Source organism: Alteromonas stellipolaris (assembly GCF_001562115.1).
Classification (GTDB): domain Bacteria; phylum Pseudomonadota; class Gammaproteobacteria; order Enterobacterales; family Alteromonadaceae; genus Alteromonas; species Alteromonas stellipolaris.
Window position 1 is genome coordinate 4,111,436 of record NZ_CP013926.1, and the last position, 16,593, is coordinate 4,128,028.

The 16,593-nt window shown below is 43.8% G+C and carries 21 protein-coding genes; all 21 read right to left on the reverse strand.

Annotation, left to right across the window (positions count from 1 at the left end; all coding sequences use genetic code 11):
• Positions 1-192: 192 nt before the first annotated feature.
• Positions 193-1,599 (reverse strand): mannose-1-phosphate guanylyltransferase/mannose-6-phosphate isomerase, encoded by a 1,407-nt coding sequence (locus AVL57_RS17350; protein ID WP_057795826.1) that lies wholly within the window; start codon positions 1,597-1,599, stop codon positions 193-195.
• Positions 1,600-1,809: 210 nt separating this feature from the next.
• Positions 1,810-2,211 (reverse strand): 50S ribosomal protein L17, encoded by a 402-nt coding sequence (gene rplQ / locus AVL57_RS17355; RefSeq protein ID WP_013786212.1) that lies wholly within the window; start codon positions 2,209-2,211, stop codon positions 1,810-1,812.
• 41 nt (positions 2,212-2,252) lie between these two features.
• Positions 2,253-3,242 (reverse strand): DNA-directed RNA polymerase subunit alpha, encoded by a 990-nt coding sequence (locus AVL57_RS17360; protein ID WP_041452624.1) that lies wholly within the window; start codon positions 3,240-3,242, stop codon positions 2,253-2,255.
• Positions 3,243-3,261: 19 nt separating this feature from the next.
• A complete protein-coding gene (rpsD, locus tag AVL57_RS17365) occupies positions 3,262-3,882 on the reverse strand; it encodes a 30S ribosomal protein S4 (RefSeq protein WP_013786214.1) in 621 nt (206 codons plus the stop codon).
• Between the two features lie 24 nt (positions 3,883-3,906).
• Entirely contained in the window at positions 3,907-4,299 is a 393-nt protein-coding gene (gene rpsK / locus AVL57_RS17370; RefSeq protein WP_013786215.1) for a 30S ribosomal protein S11, read from the reverse strand.
• 14 nt (positions 4,300-4,313) lie between these two features.
• On the reverse strand, positions 4,314-4,670 hold the full coding sequence (gene rpsM, locus AVL57_RS17375; protein WP_013786216.1) for a 30S ribosomal protein S13: 357 nt from the start codon (positions 4,668-4,670) through the stop codon (positions 4,314-4,316).
• 174 nt (positions 4,671-4,844) lie between these two features.
• Positions 4,845-4,958 carry a 50S ribosomal protein L36 gene (gene rpmJ / locus AVL57_RS21090; RefSeq protein ID WP_013786217.1) on the reverse strand — a complete coding sequence of 38 codons (114 nt, stop codon included), beginning with the start codon at positions 4,956-4,958 and terminating at the stop codon, positions 4,845-4,847.
• Between the two features lie 37 nt (positions 4,959-4,995).
• Entirely contained in the window at positions 4,996-6,315 is a 1,320-nt protein-coding gene (secY, locus tag AVL57_RS17380) for a preprotein translocase subunit SecY (RefSeq protein WP_013786218.1), read from the reverse strand.
• 5 nt (positions 6,316-6,320) lie between these two features.
• Positions 6,321-6,755, reverse strand: a complete 435-nt coding sequence (rplO, locus tag AVL57_RS17385; RefSeq protein ID WP_013786219.1) for a 50S ribosomal protein L15 — start codon at positions 6,753-6,755, stop codon at positions 6,321-6,323.
• Between the two features lie 3 nt (positions 6,756-6,758).
• A complete protein-coding gene (gene rpmD / locus AVL57_RS17390) occupies positions 6,759-6,938 on the reverse strand; it encodes a 50S ribosomal protein L30 (protein ID WP_013786220.1) in 180 nt (59 codons plus the stop codon).
• A gap of 6 nt (positions 6,939-6,944) precedes the next feature.
• A complete protein-coding gene (rpsE, locus tag AVL57_RS17395) occupies positions 6,945-7,445 on the reverse strand; it encodes a 30S ribosomal protein S5 (protein ID WP_013786221.1) in 501 nt (166 codons plus the stop codon).
• 9 nt (positions 7,446-7,454) lie between these two features.
• Positions 7,455-7,808 carry a 50S ribosomal protein L18 gene (rplR, locus tag AVL57_RS17400; protein WP_041453128.1) on the reverse strand — a complete coding sequence of 118 codons (354 nt, stop codon included), beginning with the start codon at positions 7,806-7,808 and terminating at the stop codon, positions 7,455-7,457.
• 12 nt (positions 7,809-7,820) lie between these two features.
• Positions 7,821-8,354 (reverse strand): 50S ribosomal protein L6, encoded by a 534-nt coding sequence (gene rplF / locus AVL57_RS17405; protein ID WP_057795824.1) that lies wholly within the window; start codon positions 8,352-8,354, stop codon positions 7,821-7,823.
• A 13-nt stretch (positions 8,355-8,367) separates the two neighbouring features.
• A complete protein-coding gene (rpsH, locus tag AVL57_RS17410) occupies positions 8,368-8,760 on the reverse strand; it encodes a 30S ribosomal protein S8 (RefSeq protein WP_013786224.1) in 393 nt (130 codons plus the stop codon).
• A 13-nt stretch (positions 8,761-8,773) separates the two neighbouring features.
• The gene (gene rpsN / locus AVL57_RS17415) at positions 8,774-9,079 is read right to left on the reverse strand and encodes a 30S ribosomal protein S14 (RefSeq protein ID WP_013786225.1); all 306 of its coding nucleotides are present in this window, start codon (positions 9,077-9,079) and stop codon (positions 8,774-8,776) included.
• A gap of 11 nt (positions 9,080-9,090) precedes the next feature.
• Positions 9,091-9,630 carry a 50S ribosomal protein L5 gene (gene rplE, locus AVL57_RS17420; protein WP_013786226.1) on the reverse strand — a complete coding sequence of 180 codons (540 nt, stop codon included), beginning with the start codon at positions 9,628-9,630 and terminating at the stop codon, positions 9,091-9,093.
• A gap of 17 nt (positions 9,631-9,647) precedes the next feature.
• Entirely contained in the window at positions 9,648-9,962 is a 315-nt protein-coding gene (rplX, locus tag AVL57_RS17425) for a 50S ribosomal protein L24 (protein WP_013786227.1), read from the reverse strand.
• Positions 9,963-9,974: 12 nt separating this feature from the next.
• Positions 9,975-10,343, reverse strand: a complete 369-nt coding sequence (gene rplN / locus AVL57_RS17430) for a 50S ribosomal protein L14 (protein ID WP_013786228.1) — start codon at positions 10,341-10,343, stop codon at positions 9,975-9,977.
• A gap of 346 nt (positions 10,344-10,689) precedes the next feature.
• Complete coding sequence (locus AVL57_RS17435) at positions 10,690-12,777, reverse strand: GAF domain-containing hybrid sensor histidine kinase/response regulator (protein WP_057795822.1); 2,088 nt, start codon at positions 12,775-12,777, stop codon at positions 10,690-10,692.
• A 142-nt stretch (positions 12,778-12,919) separates the two neighbouring features.
• On the reverse strand, positions 12,920-14,296 hold the full coding sequence (locus AVL57_RS17440; RefSeq protein WP_057795820.1) for a DUF4397 domain-containing protein: 1,377 nt from the start codon (positions 14,294-14,296) through the stop codon (positions 12,920-12,922).
• 232 nt (positions 14,297-14,528) lie between these two features.
• Positions 14,529-16,217, reverse strand: coding sequence for a S8 family serine peptidase (locus AVL57_RS17445; protein WP_057795818.1), 1,689 nt, complete (start codon positions 16,215-16,217; stop codon positions 14,529-14,531).
• Positions 16,218-16,593: the final 376 nt, after the last annotated feature.

Sequence of the window (16,593 nt, forward strand, 5' to 3'; positions counted from 1 at the left end):
TATATAAAGCTTAGAATGCTTTCCTTAAACTTCACGTGTTACGTAGAAGGTTTACTACATACTTTTACGGCGCTAATCATACCGCATTTAATAAAATGGAAACACACGAGAATGATGATATTGGGTGAAGATATAAATCCAAAAAAAGAAAAAGGCACCAAAGGTGCCTTTCTAATTAATTAACTGCCTAATTTACTTAGCTACACGTCCATATCTATCAGAAAAGCGCACTATGTCATCTTCGCCTAAATAGGCGCCTGACTGCACTTCAATAAGCTCCAGTTGGATCTTACCCGGATTTTCTAGGGCATGAACAGCCCCTATAGGAATGTAAACCGATTGGTTCTCGGTGACTAATGTAGTTTTATCATCTATGGTTACATTGGCACTGCCCGATACCACGATCCAGTGTTCAGCGCGGTGATGGTGCATTTGAACCGACAGTTTTTCGCCAGGCTTAACAGTAATTCTCTTAACTTGGAAACGAGCCCCATTATCAATTGAATCGTAACTGCCCCAAGGGCGAAATACTTCACGATGGAACTGAAATTCAGGGCGTTTTTCAGCTTTAAGTTTGTTTACCACGTTCTTGATGCTCTGTGCATCGTCTTTATGAGCGACCATCACCGCATCTTTAGTTTCTACGACTATAACGTCTTCCAAACCAATGACAGATACAAGGCGTTGCTCTGCGTTCACATAGCTATTTTTAGTATTTTCTAAAATAGTATCACCAACAGAAACATTGCCATTTTCGTCTTTTTCCGCTGTTTCCCATAACGAAGTCCAGCTACCTACATCACTCCACTGGGCATCAAGTGGAACCATGGCAGCACTATCAGTTTTTTCCATTACAGCATAATCGATAGAGTCATCTGGGCAGGTAGCAAAAATATCGTGATCGACGCGAATAAAATCTAGGTCTGGGGTTTCAGTGTCGATAGCGCGTTTACAGACATCTAGCATTTCAGGGCTGTATTTCTCAAGCTCTTCTAAGTATCTGCTAGCTTTAAACATAAACATGCCACTATTCCAATAATAGTCACCAGAATCGACATACCCTTTTGCAGTTTCAAGCGCAGGTTTCTCAACAAACTCAGCAACTTCAAATCCGTCTGCTAATCCACTCCCTGCTTTAATGTAGCCATAGCCTGTGTGTGGTTGATCTGGCACTATACCAAATGTCACCAATTTACCCTGCTCTGCTAATTTTTCTGCTTTTTCAATTGCAGCATGAAATGCGGGTTCGTCTTTAATTAAATGGTCGGCTGCTAGTACGAGCAAAACAGGGTCTTCACCATTCATCGTTGCATGCAACGCTGCTAGTGCAATAGCCGGTGCAGTATTTCGGCCAACAGGCTCAAGTAAAATACCGCCATGGTGAATGTCTTTTTGACGTAGTTGCTCTGCAACTAGAAATCGGTGTGCATCATTACATATAAAAATGGGGCTTTGGGCTTTAGTACCATTCAACCGAACAATAGTGTCTTGCAACATGGTGTTATCGGATGTGAGTGACAAAAACTGTTTAGGTAACGCCGCTCTTGATTTTGGCCATAAGCGGCTTCCAGTGCCGCCTGCAAGTACTACTGGTTTCATATTAACTTCCCTAATGAGTGAGAGAACTCTCACTTCCTGATTCTTTATTATGCTTTAAGTATACAAATATTTGTTTGGGGATGAAACGACACTTCCAGTAATTAATTATATTAATTCTTAGTTAATACGAATATCGAATTTCAAAAACAAAAAACCCGGCCTAAGCCGGGTTTTTTAATAATTCTGATAACTCAGAATTGAGAGTATTTATTACTCTTCAGTTGCTTCTACTGCTTCTTCTTCAGCTTCAACAACTGGACGGTCTACTAGTTCAACGTATGCCATAGGGGCATTGTCGCCAGCACGGAGTCCGCATTTAAGAATGCGAGTGTATCCGCCTGGGCGAGCTTCGTAACGAGGACCAAGCTCGTTGAATAGTTTACCAACAACTTCTTTATCACCAGTGCGGGCGAAAGCTAAACGGCGGTTTGCAACGCTGTCTTGCTTAGCCATAGTGATAAGAGGCTCAATAACGCGACGTAATTCTTTCGCTTTTGGTAACGTCGTTTTGATCACTTCGTGCTTGACCAAAGAGCCGGCCATGTTCTTGAACATAGCTTGACGATGGCTGCTGTTGCGATTCAACTGACGACCACTCTTACGATGGCGCATAGTTTTATCCTTCTCTACAAATCAGTTTATTAAAAACCTGATTAATCTTTTTCAGCGATGCTCTCAGGCGGCCAGTTTTCTAGGCGCATACCTAGAGAAAGTCCACGAGATGCTAGAACATCTTTGATTTCAGTTAGCGATTTTTTACCAAGGTTAGGCGTTTTAAGTAGCTCAACCTCAGTACGCTGAACCAGGTCACCAATGTACTGGATAGCTTCTGCTTTTAAACAGTTAGCAGAACGTACAGTTAGCTCTAGGTCATCAACTGGGCGAAGTAGAATCGGATCAAATTCCGGCTTCTCTTCTTTCGCTTCTGGCTCAGACACATCACGTAAATCTACGAATGCATCAAGCTGTTCAGCTAGGATAGTCGCAGAACGGCGGATCGCTTCTTCAGGATCTAAAGTACCGTTCGTTTCCATATCGATAATCAATTTGTCTAGGTCTGTGCGTTGTTCAACACGGGCAGACTCTACACTGTAAGCTATACGCTCTACTGGGCTGTATGAAGCATCAACTAACAAACGACCAATTGGACGATCATCTTCTTCAGAGGAGCGACGGGTAGAAGCTGGTACATAACCACGACCCATTTCTACTTTAATACGCATGCTGATTTCAGCTTCGCCAGTTAAAGTACAAACTAAGTGGTCAGGGTTAACAATTTCTACGTCGCCATCATGCTGAATGTCACCAGCAACAACAGGGCCAGCGCCAGATTTCACTAGAGTTAGGGTTGCCTCAGTTTTACCTTCAAGGCGAACCGCTAAACCTTTAAGATTTAGCAAGATTTCAATTACGTCTTCTTGCACACCTTCTTTGGTGCTGTACTCGTGAAGAACGCCATCAATTTCTACTTCAGTAACTGCGCATCCTGGCATGGATGACAACAAGATACGACGTAGGGCGTTACCTAGAGTGTGGCCAAAGCCGCGCTCTAGTGGTTCCAAAGTTACTTTGGCACGAGTAGGAGAAACGTTTTCGATCTCAACTAGTCTCGGTTTAAGGAATTCAGTCACAGAACCCACAATGCTTCCTCTTTAGTTAGCTTTACTTAGAGTAAAGTTCAACGATCAACTGTTCGTTAATTTCCGCAGACAAATCAGTTCTTTCTGGTAGGCGCTTAAAAGTACCTTCCATTTTCGTGCTGTCTACTTCAATCCAAGTTGGCTTCTCGCGTTGGTCAGCCAGTTCCAAAGCAGCTACGATACGAGCTTGCTTCTTAGCTTTTTCACGAACAGAAACCACGTCTTCGGCAGAAACGTTGAATGATGGAATGTTCACAACTTGACCATTTACCATGATCGCCTTGTGGCTAACTAGCTGACGCGCTTCAGCACGTGTGCTAGCAAATCCCATACGGTAAACTACGTTATCAAGACGCTTTTCTAAAAGTTGTAACAAGTTTTCACCTGTGTTCCCTTTTAGACGTGCAGCTTCTTTATAGTAGTTGCGGAATTGCTTTTCAAGAACGCCATACATACGACGAACTTTTTGTTTTTCACGCAGCTGAACACCGTAGTCAGACAAACGGCCACGACGGGCTCCATGCTGACCAGGCGCTGTATCGATTTTACATTTAGAATCGATTGCGCGAACGCCGCTTTTAAGGAACAAATCAGTTCCTTCGCGACGGCTAAGTTTGAGTTTTGGACCCAAATATCTTGCCATGATCTTTCTCCAACTGTCCGTCGATTAAACGCGACGTTTTTTCGGTGGACGACAACCGTTGTGAGGAATTGGTGTCACATCGGTAATATTTGTGATCTTATAACCAGTAGCGTTAAGAGCACGGATCGCAGACTCACGGCCTGGACCTGGACCTTTTACAAACACTTCTAGGTTTTTAAGACCGTATTCTTGTGCAGCAACACCTGCACGCTCTGCAGCAACCTGTGCAGCAAATGGGGTAGATTTACGTGAACCACGGAAACCTGAACCACCAGATGTCGCCCATGCTAATGCATTGCCTTGACGGTCTGTAATAGTCACAATTGTGTTGTTGAAAGACGCATGGATATGAGCCATACCGTCTGCAACCTGACGTTTAGCGCGCTTACGCGTACTACGAGCTGGTGCTTTAGCCATAACTTATTCCCCGTTTACTTCTTAATTGGCTTACGAGGACCTTTACGGGTACGCGCATTAGTTTTAGTGCGCTGACCACGTAGAGGCAAGCTACGACGGTGGCGAATACCACGGAAGCAACCCAGGTCCATCAAACGTTTGATGCTCATAGAGACTTCACGGCGTAAATCACCTTCAACGGTAAATTTAGCCACTTCGTCACGAAGCTTATCAATAGTCGCTTCGTCTAGCTCTTTGATCTTTGTATCTTCTGCAACACCAGCACCTACACAAATGCTTTTAGCACGTGTAGGACCAACGCCATAGATCGCTTGGATAGCGATTACAGCATGCTTGTGCTCAGGAATGTTAATGCCAGCGATACGGGCCATTAACAGCACTCCTCTAATTTATTGTTGACGACCTAAAAAGCCCGATAGGATACTTACCCGTCAACTAAATTGCAAATATTTAGGTTCTAAATACTTTAAACAAAACCAGCAGAACCTGATAAGTATAAGTCAGGCCCTGCTTATTGGCTTTGCGAGTATTCAGTACCGCGTAGATTAACCTTGCCTTTGCTTATGCTTCGGCTCTGTACAAATTACGCGCACAACACCGTTGCGTTTGATAACTTTACAGTTACGGCAAATCTTTTTAACTGATGCACGAACTTTCATTACATCACTCCCCTATCTTATATATTAAGGGGCTAACTTAACGGCCGTAGCCTTTAAGATTAGCTTTCTTCAGAACAGACTCATATTGACTACTCATCAAATGCGTCTGCACCTGTGCCATAAAGTCCATGATAACCACCACGATAATTAGAAGCGACGTACCACCGAAGTAGAACGGCACATTCCAGGCAATCAGCATGAATTCAGGCACCAAACAAATAAAGGTTATGTACAGTGCGCCTGCCAGAGTCAGACGAGTCATTACCTTATCGATATAACGCGATGTTTGTTCACCAGGACGAATACCTGGTACAAACGCACCAGACTTCTTCAAGTTATCCGCTGTTTCACGCGGGTTGAAAACCAACGCCGTGTAGAAGAAGCAGAAGAAGATTATCGCTGTTGCATATAACATCACATACAGAGGCTGACCTGGAGATAGCATAAGTGCTACGTCCTGCAACCACGCTGTAGATTCATTCTGTCCGAACCATCCTGCGATAGTACCCGGAAACAAAATGATGCTGGAAGCAAAGATGGGTGGAATAACACCAGCCATGTTGACTTTCAGTGGTAAATGCGTGCTTTGCGCGGCAAAAACCTGACGGCCTTGCTGACGCTTTGCATAGTTTACCACAATTCTGCGCTGTCCGCGCTCTACAAATACCACAAGGTATGTAAGCGCAATAACAATCACAGCCATCAACAACAAGAACAACAAGTTAATGTCGCCTTGTCTTGCTTGTTCTGCCGTCTGACCTATCGCTGTTGGTAGACCGGCAACAATACCAGCAAATATCAATATAGAAATACCGTTACCGATACCTCGTTCAGTAATTTGCTCACCTAACCACATTAGGAACATAGTTCCTGTGACCAAGCTCACTACTGCCGTAAAGTAGAATCCGAAGCCAGGGTTCAATACCAGTCCATTAATTAGGTTAGGCAGACCCGTCGAAATTCCAATAGATTGGAAGATAGCCAACACCAACGTTAAATAACGTGTGTACTGGCTAATTTTACGACGACCTGCTTCACCTTCTTTTTTAAGCTCTATCATCGGTGGATGAACCACCGAGAGCAACTGCATAATAATTGATGCAGTAATGTATGGCATGATGCCCAAAGCCAGAACGGATGCACGCTCAAGCGCACCACCGGAGAACATGTTAAACATTTCTACAATGGTACCTTTCTGTTGCTCGAACAAGTCAGCAAGTACAGCTGGATCGATGCCCGGAATAGGAACGTATGAACCTAATCTGAATACAACAATCGCACCGAGTACGAACAACAATCTTGCTTTAAGCTCACTCAAGCCGCTTTTCGCGCCTGAATCCAATCCTGGTTTAGCCATCTAGCTTATTCCTCTACTTTACCGCCAGCAGCTTCAATCGCTTCTTTAGCGCCTTTAGTAACCTTTAAACCGCTTACTGTAACAGCGCGAGATACTTCACCGCTCTTGATAACTTTAACGAACTGAATCTCTTTTTTCACAAGACCAGCTGCTTTTAAAGTTTCTAGAGATGCTGTATCACCATCAACCTTTGCGATTTCTGCAAGCGTTACTTCATCAGTAACGAAGCTCTTGCGTGAAGTGAAACCGAATTTAGGAAGACGACGCTGAAGTGGCATCTGACCACCTTCAAATCCTGGCTTAACACGGCCACCTGAACGGCTTTTTTGACCTTTGTGACCTGCGCCACCTGTTTTACCTAGACCTGAACCGATACCACGACCAGTACGCTTACCAGAATGTTTAGCTCCTGGAGCAGGAGCAATAGTATTTAAACGCATAACTTACTCCTCGACTATTTCGACCATGTAATTAACACGGTGAATCATGCCGCGTACACTTGGCGTATCTTCCAGTTCACGAACATGGTTGATTTTACGAAGGCCTAAACCTTTAAGCGTAGCTCTGTGCTTTGGCAAACGGCCAATCGCACTTTTAGTTTGCTTTACTTTAATCGTTGCCATGTCTGATTACCCCAAAATTTCTGATACAGACAATCCACGCTTCGCAGCAACTTTCGCTGGAGAATTCATCTCTGTCAGCGCGTTGATTGTTGCACGAACAACGTTGATTGGGTTCGTAGAACCGTAACATTTTGAAAGTACGTTCTGTACACCAGCTACTTCAAGTACTGCACGCATTGCACCGCCGGCAATAATACCGGTACCTTCTGATGCAGGCTGCATGTAGACTTTAGAGCCAGAGTGACGACCTTTAATTGGGTGCTGTAACGTGTGGCCATTAAGGTCAACGTCAACCATGTTGCGACGTGCCTTTTCCATAGCTTTCTGGATTGCAGCAGGCACTTCACGTGCTTTACCGTAACCGAAACCTACGCGACCATTACCGTCACCCACTACTGTCAATGCAGTGAAACTAAAGATACGACCACCTTTAACCACTTTAGATACGCGGTTTACAGCAATCAATTTCTCTAATAGTTCACCGTTCTGAACTTCTTGTTTAGCCATTATAAACTCCTAGAACTGAAGGCCAGCTTCGCGAGCTGCATCAGCTAATGCCTTAACGCGACCGTGGTATTTAAAACCACTACGATCGAAAGCCACTTTCTCAATGCCTTTCTCTTTAGCGCGTTCTGCAATTGCTTTACCGACTATCGCCGCTGCTTCAGCGTTACCTGTTGACTTAAGATCTTTTGCAAGTTCTTTATCTACAGTAGAAGCCGCTGCTAATACTTCAGAACCGCTAGGAGCGATTAACTGAGCATAGATGTGGCGAGGTGTACGGTTAATTACCAAGCGATGCGCGGCCAGTTCACGAATTTTTGCTCGTGCGCGTGTAGCGCGACGAATGCGAGCTGTTTTCTTATCCATCGTATCACCCACCTACTTTTTCTTAGCTTCTTTACGACGTACATGTTCGTCAGCGTAACGTACACCTTTACCTTTATAAGGCTCTGGTGGACGGTAAGCGCGAATGTTCGCCGCAACCTGTCCTACAACCTGCTTATCGGCGCCTTTCACGACGATTTCAGTTTGCGTAGGCGTTTCAACGGTAATGCCTTCAGGCATCTCGTATACTACTGGGTGAGAGAAACCAAGCGTCAGGTTTAGTTTGCTACCTTGTGCTTGCGCACGGTAACCAACACCATTTAACTGAAGCTTTTTCTCAAAACCTTGTGAAACACCTTGAACCATTGCGTTAAGAAGAGAGCGAGCAGTACCTGCTTGCGCCCAGCTGTCAGCGAAACCTTCACGAGGAAGTGCTTTCAGTTGGTTTTCTTCTTGTACAACTTCTACAGCGTCGTTAAAAACGCGGGTCAAAGTGCCTTTACTACCTTTTGCGGTAATTTCTTGGCCAGCGATAGAAATATCTACACCTGAAACCAAGTCTACTGGGGCTTTTGCTACTCGTGACATTTCAACTCCTCCGTTATGCTACATAACCGATGATCTCACCGCCCATGCCAGCGTTACGCGCTGCACGGTCAGTCATCACACCTTTAGAAGTCGACACGATCGCGACACCCAATCCACCCATTACTTTAGGAAGCTCATCTTTTTTCTTATAGATGCGCAGACCTGGGCGGCTTACACGCTCAATAGTGTCAATTACTTGCTTGCCTTCGAAGTACTTAAGCGTAACTTCTAAAACAGGCTTAACGTCACCAGATGCAGCGAAGTCAGTAATATAACCTTCAGACTTTAATACTTCACAAATTGCTACGCGAAGTTTAGAAGAAGGCATAACTACAGAAACTTTCTCTGCCATTTGGCCGTTACGGATGCGGGTAAACATATCCGCGATAGGATCTTGCATGCTCATTATCAGCTACTCCTTACCAGCTGGCTTTTTTAAGGCCAGGGACTTCGCCGCGCATCGCTGCTTCACGCAGTTTGATACGGCTAAGACCGAATTTGCGAAGGTAACCATGTGGACGACCAGTTACGCGGCAGCGGTTACGCTGACGTGAAGAACTTGAGTCACGTGGCAGTTGTTGTAGCTTAAGAACAGCGTCCCAACGCTCTTCTTCAGATACGTTAACATCGCTGATAGTCGCTTTAAGTGCGGCACGTTTTTCTGCGTACTTAGCTACTAGCTTAGCGCGCTTTACTTCACGGGCCTTCATTGATTCTTTTGCCATAACCCTACACCCTACTTTTTAAATGGGAAGTTGAACGCGTCCAGCAGAGCACGTGCTTCTTCATTTGAGTCCGCACTGGTAGTGATAGTAATATCCATACCACGAACTTTATCCACTTTATCGAAATCGATTTCAGGGAAAATGATTTGCTCACGCACGCCCATGCTGTAGTTACCACGACCGTCGAATGACTTAGGGTTCAAACCACGGAAGTCGCGAACTCGTGGGATAGCGATTGAAATCAAACGCTCAAGGAATTCCCACATACGCTCGCCGCGTAAGGTTACTTTACAGCCAATCGGATAACCTTCACGGATTTTAAAGCCCGCTACTGATCTTCTAGCAACTGTAACAATCGGCTTCTGACCGGCGATAGCCGCCATGTCAGCTTGAGCATTCTCAAGCACCTTCTTGTCAGCAATTGCTTCACCTAAACCCATGTTTAGAGTGATTTTTTCAATCCGAGGGACTTGCATGACGCTTTTGTACCCGAACTGCTTAGCAAGTTCAGCTACTACTGTTTCTTTATAGAAATCATGCAGTTTCGCCATCGTACTCTCCAATATAATTAAACAAGTTCGCCGTTAGATTTGAAGAAACGAACTTTCTTCTCATCTTCGAAACGGAAACCAACGCGATCTGCTTTGCCCGTTGCCGGGTTAACAATCGCAACATTAGAAACGTGAATAGAAGCTTCTTTCTCAACAATCCCACCAGCTACACCCAATTGAGGGTTTGGCTTAGTGTGCTTCTTGATAAGATTAACACCTTCTATAATTACACGGTTATCAGCAATAAGCACTTTAAGGACTTTGCCTTGTTTGCCTTTGTCTTTACCCGCTAATACGACTACTTCATCATCACGACGAATTTTATTAGCCATTATCGTGACTCCTTATAGTACCTCTGGGGCCAATGAGATGATTTTCATGAAGTTTTCACTTCTCAACTCACGGGTTACCGGTCCAAAGATACGCGTACCAATTGGTTGCTTGTTTGCGTTAAGCAAAACAGCTGCGTTGCCGTCAAAACGAATGGATGAACCATCTGCACGACGAACGCCTTTTCTAGTACGCACCACCACTGCATTCAGTACGTCACCTTTTTTAACTTTACCGCGAGGAATTGCTTCCTTCACAGTAACTTTGATGATGTCACCGATACCTGCATAACGGCGATGCGAGCCACCAAGAACCTTAATACACTGAACCCTGCGAGCGCCGCTGTTGTCTGCAACGTCCAGGTTAGTTTGCATTTGGATCATGTTAGTGCTCCGCTCTATTATGAGACTCTGCCGAGTCGTTATTGCTGCTAAACCCAACAAACATTGTTGAATTTATATACATACCCCCATAAAAAGGGCGCGAAACTATAACAGAAATTTTGGGATAGAGATAGCGTTAAATTGGATTATTTTTAATCGATGGGGAAATTAAGTAAATCGCTTCTGAAATGCGGGGGGGTCGCATGACACATGACATGAATAGTGCCAGAAACTGATGTTAATCATACGCAAGATTTTACCATTTGTCTTGTGATTTAATGTACATGCATAACACAACAATAAAAAAGCCCCAGCATAGCCGGGGCAGATAACCAAATGTTGGTTATCAAGCAGGATCTTTAAACCTCTCCTGTTTATAAGACAAGTGATAGTTAATACAGTCACCTAACCGCGAAACGCCTACAGGTTTTGATATAAAGTCATCCATTCCTGCTCGTAAACACTTTTCCTTTTCTCCACTCAGCGCGTTTGCAGTGAGTGCAATGATAGGTATTTTTTCGCCTAGCGCCCTAATTTCTTTTGTGGCCGTTAACCCATCCATCACCGGCATGTGGCAATCCATGAAGATGAGATCGTATGGCTTTTTCCTTGCAATAGCACTTTTCACCTTGGCTAGGCCTAAAGCACCATTGTTGGCTAATTCTACCGACACGCCAATTTCTTTTAGTTGCTCTTTAATGACTATCTGATTTATTTCGTTATCTTCAACCACCAACACCCGTGATTCAGACAACACTCTTTTGCAAAGTGGCGCAGTGTTGTTATCCGCGATAATTTTTTCTTTCAAAGTTCCGGCATTTGCACAATCTAATGTCATGGTAACAATAAATCGCGCGCCTTCTCCAACCGCGCTTGATACCTCTACATTACCATCATAATGCTCAACAATATTACTCACTATGGCCAAGCCCAAACCAGTGCCCCCAAATCGGCGCTGAGTAGACTCCTCGGCCTGAAGAAATGGTGAAAAGATAACTTTTTGCTGCTCTTCACTAATCCCAATACCTGTATCCGTTATTATTAACTTAACCCTATAGCGACCCGCACCATATTTTGTACATCGCGTACTAATTTTAATGGAACCTTCTTCGGTGAACTTCACCGCGTTATTGATAAGGTTCATTAGAATCTGGCTTAGCCTTAACGAATCAGCAAGGAACAACGTATCTGAAACGGCCGCCGTTTCGGTGATAAATTCAATTCCCTTTTTATCGGCCAAACGTCTAAACATTGGCACTTGTTGCTCAATCAACTCTTTCAAATTTACCGGCTCAACATCATAGGTCATATGCCCTGAATCGATTTTTGAGAAATCTAAAATATCATTCACTATGTTGAGCAACGATTCTGAGCTGCGCATAGCAACATGGGTATACTCTTTCTGCTTTTCGTTAAGCGATGTACTGCAAAGGGTTTCGAGCATGCCTTGTACACCATGAATGGGAGTTCGTATTTCATGGCTCATGTTCGCAAGAAACTCACTACGCGCTTTTAGGGCTTGCTCTGCAATAGCGGTTTTTTGTTTCAATGATTGGGTCGTGTTGAATCTCTCGGTTATATCCCGTGTTGCACCGATGATTTTTTGGCAAGTTCCATTTTTCATAATGGGGTGTGCACGACTTTCTAACCACCGTTTTTCTCCCCCATCGGTAATTACCTCGAACTCATAAGCCCAATCATTACCGGTTGTGGTAATTTCTTCCAATTTAGATTCGTATACATTTCGCACTTTCTTATTAGCCATAAACTGAAGTGCACGGGATGGGGTGATCTCTTGCTTTTCGTTTATCTGTAGCATGCGCTTTAAAGATGCAGACCACTTTAGCGAGTTCATCTCTAAATCGAGCTCCCACGTGCCGACGCCGGCCAATTCAGTAATCTGGTTTAACAGTGCGTTTTGTTCTTCTAAAGCATTTTTCTGAGAAATGATCTCATTCATCGCTTGTTCACGCGCCACTTCAGCACCTATCCAATCGGCTAACAGCAACAAATAATCATAATCTAACGCAGAGAAGTCTTCGTATTTCGAGCTAGTGGAAGAAAAATTTAAGGTGCCATATAGCGATGCATTAACGTAAATAGGTGTAGCGAGATAGCTCTTCAGCGTGTATCGGGCGTAGCAAGGGTGCGAGTTCCCAGGCATTACATCCACGTTGTTGTAGGCGACAATGCCCTTAGCGTGAAGAGTATCGGCACAATAAGTATCGGATAACGGAAATTCAGCACCAACTTCAATTTCATTTAGCGGTGAAACCACCTGTACGACGGTATAATTCTCATTATGGACATAACTGACAATTCCCGTTTCAAGGCCTAGTACTTTGGTGCCAATTTCTAACAATCGATCTATCTTTTCACTGAAGGACAACGCGCCATCGGTGGTAATTTGGTGAAGATCTTTAATTATACTCATGAGGATTTAAGCCCTCCCTTTAATAGCCATAAAGGCAAAAAAGACCATTACAGGAAAGTAATAGTCTTTTTAAAGGTAACTCAAACTGCCGGTATATAAAGCTTTCCAGCATTAACAATTAGTATAGTTTCAACGTAAGTGTTTAATACAAAATGTTAATTTCATAACCAGTAGCAGTATCTGCTGGTTCTACCGTGACAATATAGTTTTCTTCTTCGGTAAATCCGAACAAAGCGGTGCGATCTAACAGAATTTGTTCTTCGTTATCATCTTCGTAAACGGCAATGATTTCGTAGTAATCAGACGGTAATACTTCACTATCTGTCTCGCCAAATTCAAGGTTTTGAAGATCGTATTCTGCGGTATCGATAGTTTCATCGTTACGCACAAGATAGAAATCCACATCATCAAAGTCTTCAACCAAGTTAATGAAGTTCACTGTTTTATCGTACGCTTGAGGCAGCCCACTTTCTACAAATGTCACTGCGCCAAGAGCGCCCGCTTTTTCGTAGATTAGAATGGCTTTACTTTCACCTTGGTTTAAGGTGATAAGCTTATTGCTAAGCGTAGTAGCTTCACCAGATGTATCGGTTACAGTTACGCGGTAATCACCATATCCAATTTCAGTGAATTCAGATAACTCACCCGCATCCAAAGAAAAAGCAACATCTTCTTCATCTGTATTACCACCAAAAGTCACATCAAGTGCCGTAGTAATATTGGTCGAGTTATAGATACGGTACTGAGAGTCTGCTTCAACGTCAGTTAACGCTGTAACTGATGATGAATTCAAAATAGTATCTACAACTAAGCCAGATTGGATTGCACCACTTACATCACGCATGGTTAGTAGGTATTCAGTTTCGTATGCAAAGTCTATAGTTTGCGATTCAAAAATCACCTCTGTGCTTCCAGGCTCTGTAAGGTAGATTGTATACTCATCTTCGTCAAAGTAGTCGCTGTCGTCATCTGGATCCCAGTAATCAAACTCAATCATTTCAGACGCAGTTACTGTGCCTAAAAAGTTTGCAGCTTCAAATGGGTCGCCTGATTCAGCTAAATAGAAGTCGTAAGAACCTTCATCAATAGTTACCGACAATGCGAATAACCTGAAATGGTCTTCTAGCGTTTCACGTGTATAGCTGTAATCGCTAATAATAGGTGATGCAAAATCGCCACTCATTACGATAAGACGCTTGTCACCATTTTTTAGATTAACGGTGTAAGTATCGATAAGCACTTCTTGGTCATCGGAGTCGGTACGAATGAACTCGAGTTCAATTTCGCCGTTGTCCATTGAGTACATCGCGGTAGTATCACCGAATTGCGCAGAGCCAAAGCTATCTCCATCGACTTCTCGCATTTCTACATTCGCACCGTTTGGTGAAGCATTATAGAATTGTATATAAGCATACGAGTAATCGGAGCTGCTGTCAGAGCCGCCACAAGCAGCTAACCCTGATATTGCCACCAGACCGATAGCTACGTTTCGTAACCAAGCCGGAAATTGAAATTGCATATACTGAACGTCCTTACTAAATTCGTGATTGTTTGAAGGGAGTTACACTGCCCAGAAAGGCGTGAACTATACTGCCGTATGGCACTACAAAGCTTGTTATAGTTCACACCTTTACGCTGCCTTTACAAAGCTGACAATTCACTACAAAAGTATTTTATCTTTCTATACAAAAAAGCCCCTATTCCTGCTCATCAGGTAATAGGGGCGAGCATTATATTTGTGGGCTAACTATCTATTCATACGAATACGATAACGTTACGCCACTGTAAGTCGTGTAAGCACGAATTCCGATATGCCACGTGCCCGCAGCAGGTGCTTGGAACGTACACACTTCATTGTTACCATTCTCGTAAGGACGGCAGTCAAAGTCATTGGTTTCTGGCTGAGAACCAAACTTCATGTACAAATCTGCATCACCGCTGCCGCCAGATGTTTGCACTGTCATGGTAGTCACGCCTTCAGGAATGGTCCATGTATAGCGATTCCAATTACTTTGTGATGCAGATAACCCAGTCAACTGACCAGAGACAGGCTCAACGGTTGGGTCGGTGCCTGGATCTGAACCGCCACTTCCGTCGCATCCATTAGTATTGAGGTAACTGTAGGCATCCTCAAGTTGCATAAGACCAAAACCGTACAAGTTATCGCGTCCACTTGCTCCTTTATCTTCAGCCGCTGATGTTAGGGCATTACGTATCTGGGTGTTTGAACATTGAGGGAAGTAACTCCACACTAAGGCCGCGCCACCCGCAACATGTGGCGTAGCCATCGACGTTCCGCTTAAAGACGCATACGTGTCTGTAGGATATGTTGAATATACCGCACTACCAGGTGCAGCTATTTCAACTTGGTCGTTGTACTGACTGTAGCTTGCTCTATTTTCATTTGAATCCACAGCGGCAACCGACATTACTGCGTCGTAGGAAGCAGGATATGACTTCGCGCTAGTACCGGCGTTACCTGCCGCAGCAACTAGTAACAAGCCATCGTCAGTGAAGCTTTGCATTGCGTTTTGTTCTGTTGTAGAAGCGCTGCCGCCACCTAAGCTCATGTTTACCACATTGGCTCCGGCACTTTGACATTGCGAAATAGCATCAATAAGATCAGAGGCATAGGTCCAATCGCCATTGTCATTGAATATTTTAACAATATGCAGATTCACGCCTGGGTAAACACCAACAACCCCTTCACTATTGTCATAGGCGGCAATAGTTCCAGCTACATGGGTACCATGGCCGTTGCCATCGTTATACCAATTCCCCACGGCACTATTATTCGCCTGACCGGTAACACCATCATTGGTGCCAGGTAAATCCGGATGCCCTAGGTTATATCCTGTGTCGATAACACATACACGTCGAGCGGTAGTATCTGCTTGCGAAAGCTGATTGGCTTGTACCATGGTGTAACCGTAAGGGGTCGTTTGCGCCATAGGTGTACGTTTCACATCTACTTCAATACTTTCTACATTTTCATTGTTACGCAATTTATTAAGAGCACTTCGGCTTAAAGACGCCGCCATCATGCGATGTTTTCCAAGCTCTTTACGAACATCTCCTCCTACCTTCTGTATTTCACTGCGGGCAGATTGCACTTCAAAAGGTCGCTTTACGCGAGATTTAGTAGCTTGGACTAGCTCTGAGGAGTCAGACTTACTGCTACTGGCATTGCTAATAACATCTGTAGTTAATGTTTCTTTGAATTTAATAATATAGCGCTGTTCTTCTTGTGCAGACTCGTCCTTCAGAACAAGTCGCTTACCGAGTAAAGATTGAAGCGACGCTTTTTTCTCTTCAACTTTGACTGGTGCATTGGTTGTGTTTGTCGCTGTCGTATTTTTCGTTATTGCTGCCGTTGCAGCATGACTTACCAAACCTACAGATACTGCAAGGGCGATGGCTGATATACTTGTGTGTTTCATATTCACTTTTATTTCCTGTTATCTGTCTTGTCGTGTTTCAACGCTTTACAGCGTTTTTGAAACTTCGTTGTTATTAATAGACATTCAGGGCAAACGCTACTTCTTGCGACAGCACTCCATGCTTAAACTCGCAAACGGCCCACATGCCTTTTCTTGTGGCATTCAGTAAATCATCAAATGCGCACCGTTTAACTATTAAGCATAGAATCAACGAGTTAAGTATTAATAAATGTTCCTCGCGTTCAAAATATATACGTAAGTTGTAAATGGGATTGTGCTTAAGTAGTGTTGGAGTTTTGGCAAATGCAGGCGTGGCGTGTAGTTTGACTGTAAAGCTTCAATTTGTAAGAAAATATTAATTGAGAAATTAAAAACG

Excerpts from the sequence above, each read along its gene's own strand:
- rplO (WP_013786219.1), bottom strand. The coding sequence starts at position 6,755 with ATGCGTTTAAATACTATTGCTCCTGCTCCAGGAGCTAAACATTCTGGT.
- AVL57_RS17445 (WP_057795818.1), bottom strand. The coding sequence starts at position 16,217 with ATGAAACACACAAGTATATCAGCCATCGCCCTTGCAGTATCTGTAGGT.
- rpsE (WP_013786221.1), bottom strand. The coding sequence starts at position 7,445 with ATGGCTAAACAAGAAGTTCAGAACGGTGAACTATTAGAGAAATTGATT.
- AVL57_RS17435 (WP_057795822.1), bottom strand. The coding sequence starts at position 12,777 with ATGAGTATAATTAAAGATCTTCACCAAATTACCACCGATGGCGCGTTG.
- rpsH (WP_013786224.1), bottom strand. The coding sequence starts at position 8,760 with ATGAGCATGCAAGATCCTATCGCGGATATGTTTACCCGCATCCGTAAC.
- rplF (WP_057795824.1), bottom strand. The coding sequence starts at position 8,354 with ATGTCACGAGTAGCAAAAGCCCCAGTAGACTTGGTTTCAGGTGTAGAT.
- AVL57_RS17440 (WP_057795820.1), bottom strand. The coding sequence starts at position 14,296 with ATGCAATTTCAATTTCCGGCTTGGTTACGAAACGTAGCTATCGGTCTG.
- rpsN (WP_013786225.1), bottom strand. The coding sequence starts at position 9,079 with ATGGCAAAAGAATCAATGAAGGCCCGTGAAGTAAAGCGCGCTAAGCTA.
- rpsD (WP_013786214.1), bottom strand. The coding sequence starts at position 3,882 with ATGGCAAGATATTTGGGTCCAAAACTCAAACTTAGCCGTCGCGAAGGA.
- rpsK (WP_013786215.1), bottom strand. The coding sequence starts at position 4,299 with ATGGCTAAAGCACCAGCTCGTAGTACGCGTAAGCGCGCTAAACGTCAG.
- rplE (WP_013786226.1), bottom strand. The coding sequence starts at position 9,630 with ATGGCGAAACTGCATGATTTCTATAAAGAAACAGTAGTAGCTGAACTT.
- rplX (WP_013786227.1), bottom strand. The coding sequence starts at position 9,962 with ATGGCTAATAAAATTCGTCGTGATGATGAAGTAGTCGTATTAGCGGGT.
- secY (WP_013786218.1), bottom strand. The coding sequence starts at position 6,315 with ATGGCTAAACCAGGATTGGATTCAGGCGCGAAAAGCGGCTTGAGTGAG.
- rpmD (WP_013786220.1), bottom strand. The coding sequence starts at position 6,938 with ATGGCAACGATTAAAGTAAAGCAAACTAAAAGTGCGATTGGCCGTTTG.
- rplN (WP_013786228.1), bottom strand. The coding sequence starts at position 10,343 with ATGATCCAAATGCAAACTAACCTGGACGTTGCAGACAACAGCGGCGCT.
- rplR (WP_041453128.1), bottom strand. The coding sequence starts at position 7,808 with ATGGATAAGAAAACAGCTCGCATTCGTCGCGCTACACGCGCACGAGCA.
- rplQ (WP_013786212.1), bottom strand. The coding sequence starts at position 2,211 with ATGCGCCATCGTAAGAGTGGTCGTCAGTTGAATCGCAACAGCAGCCAT.
- AVL57_RS17350 (WP_057795826.1), bottom strand. The coding sequence starts at position 1,599 with ATGAAACCAGTAGTACTTGCAGGCGGCACTGGAAGCCGCTTATGGCCA.
- rpmJ (WP_013786217.1), bottom strand. The coding sequence starts at position 4,958 with ATGAAAGTTCGTGCATCAGTTAAAAAGATTTGCCGTAACTGTAAAGTT.
- rpsM (WP_013786216.1), bottom strand. The coding sequence starts at position 4,670 with ATGGCCCGTATCGCTGGCATTAACATTCCTGAGCACAAGCATGCTGTA.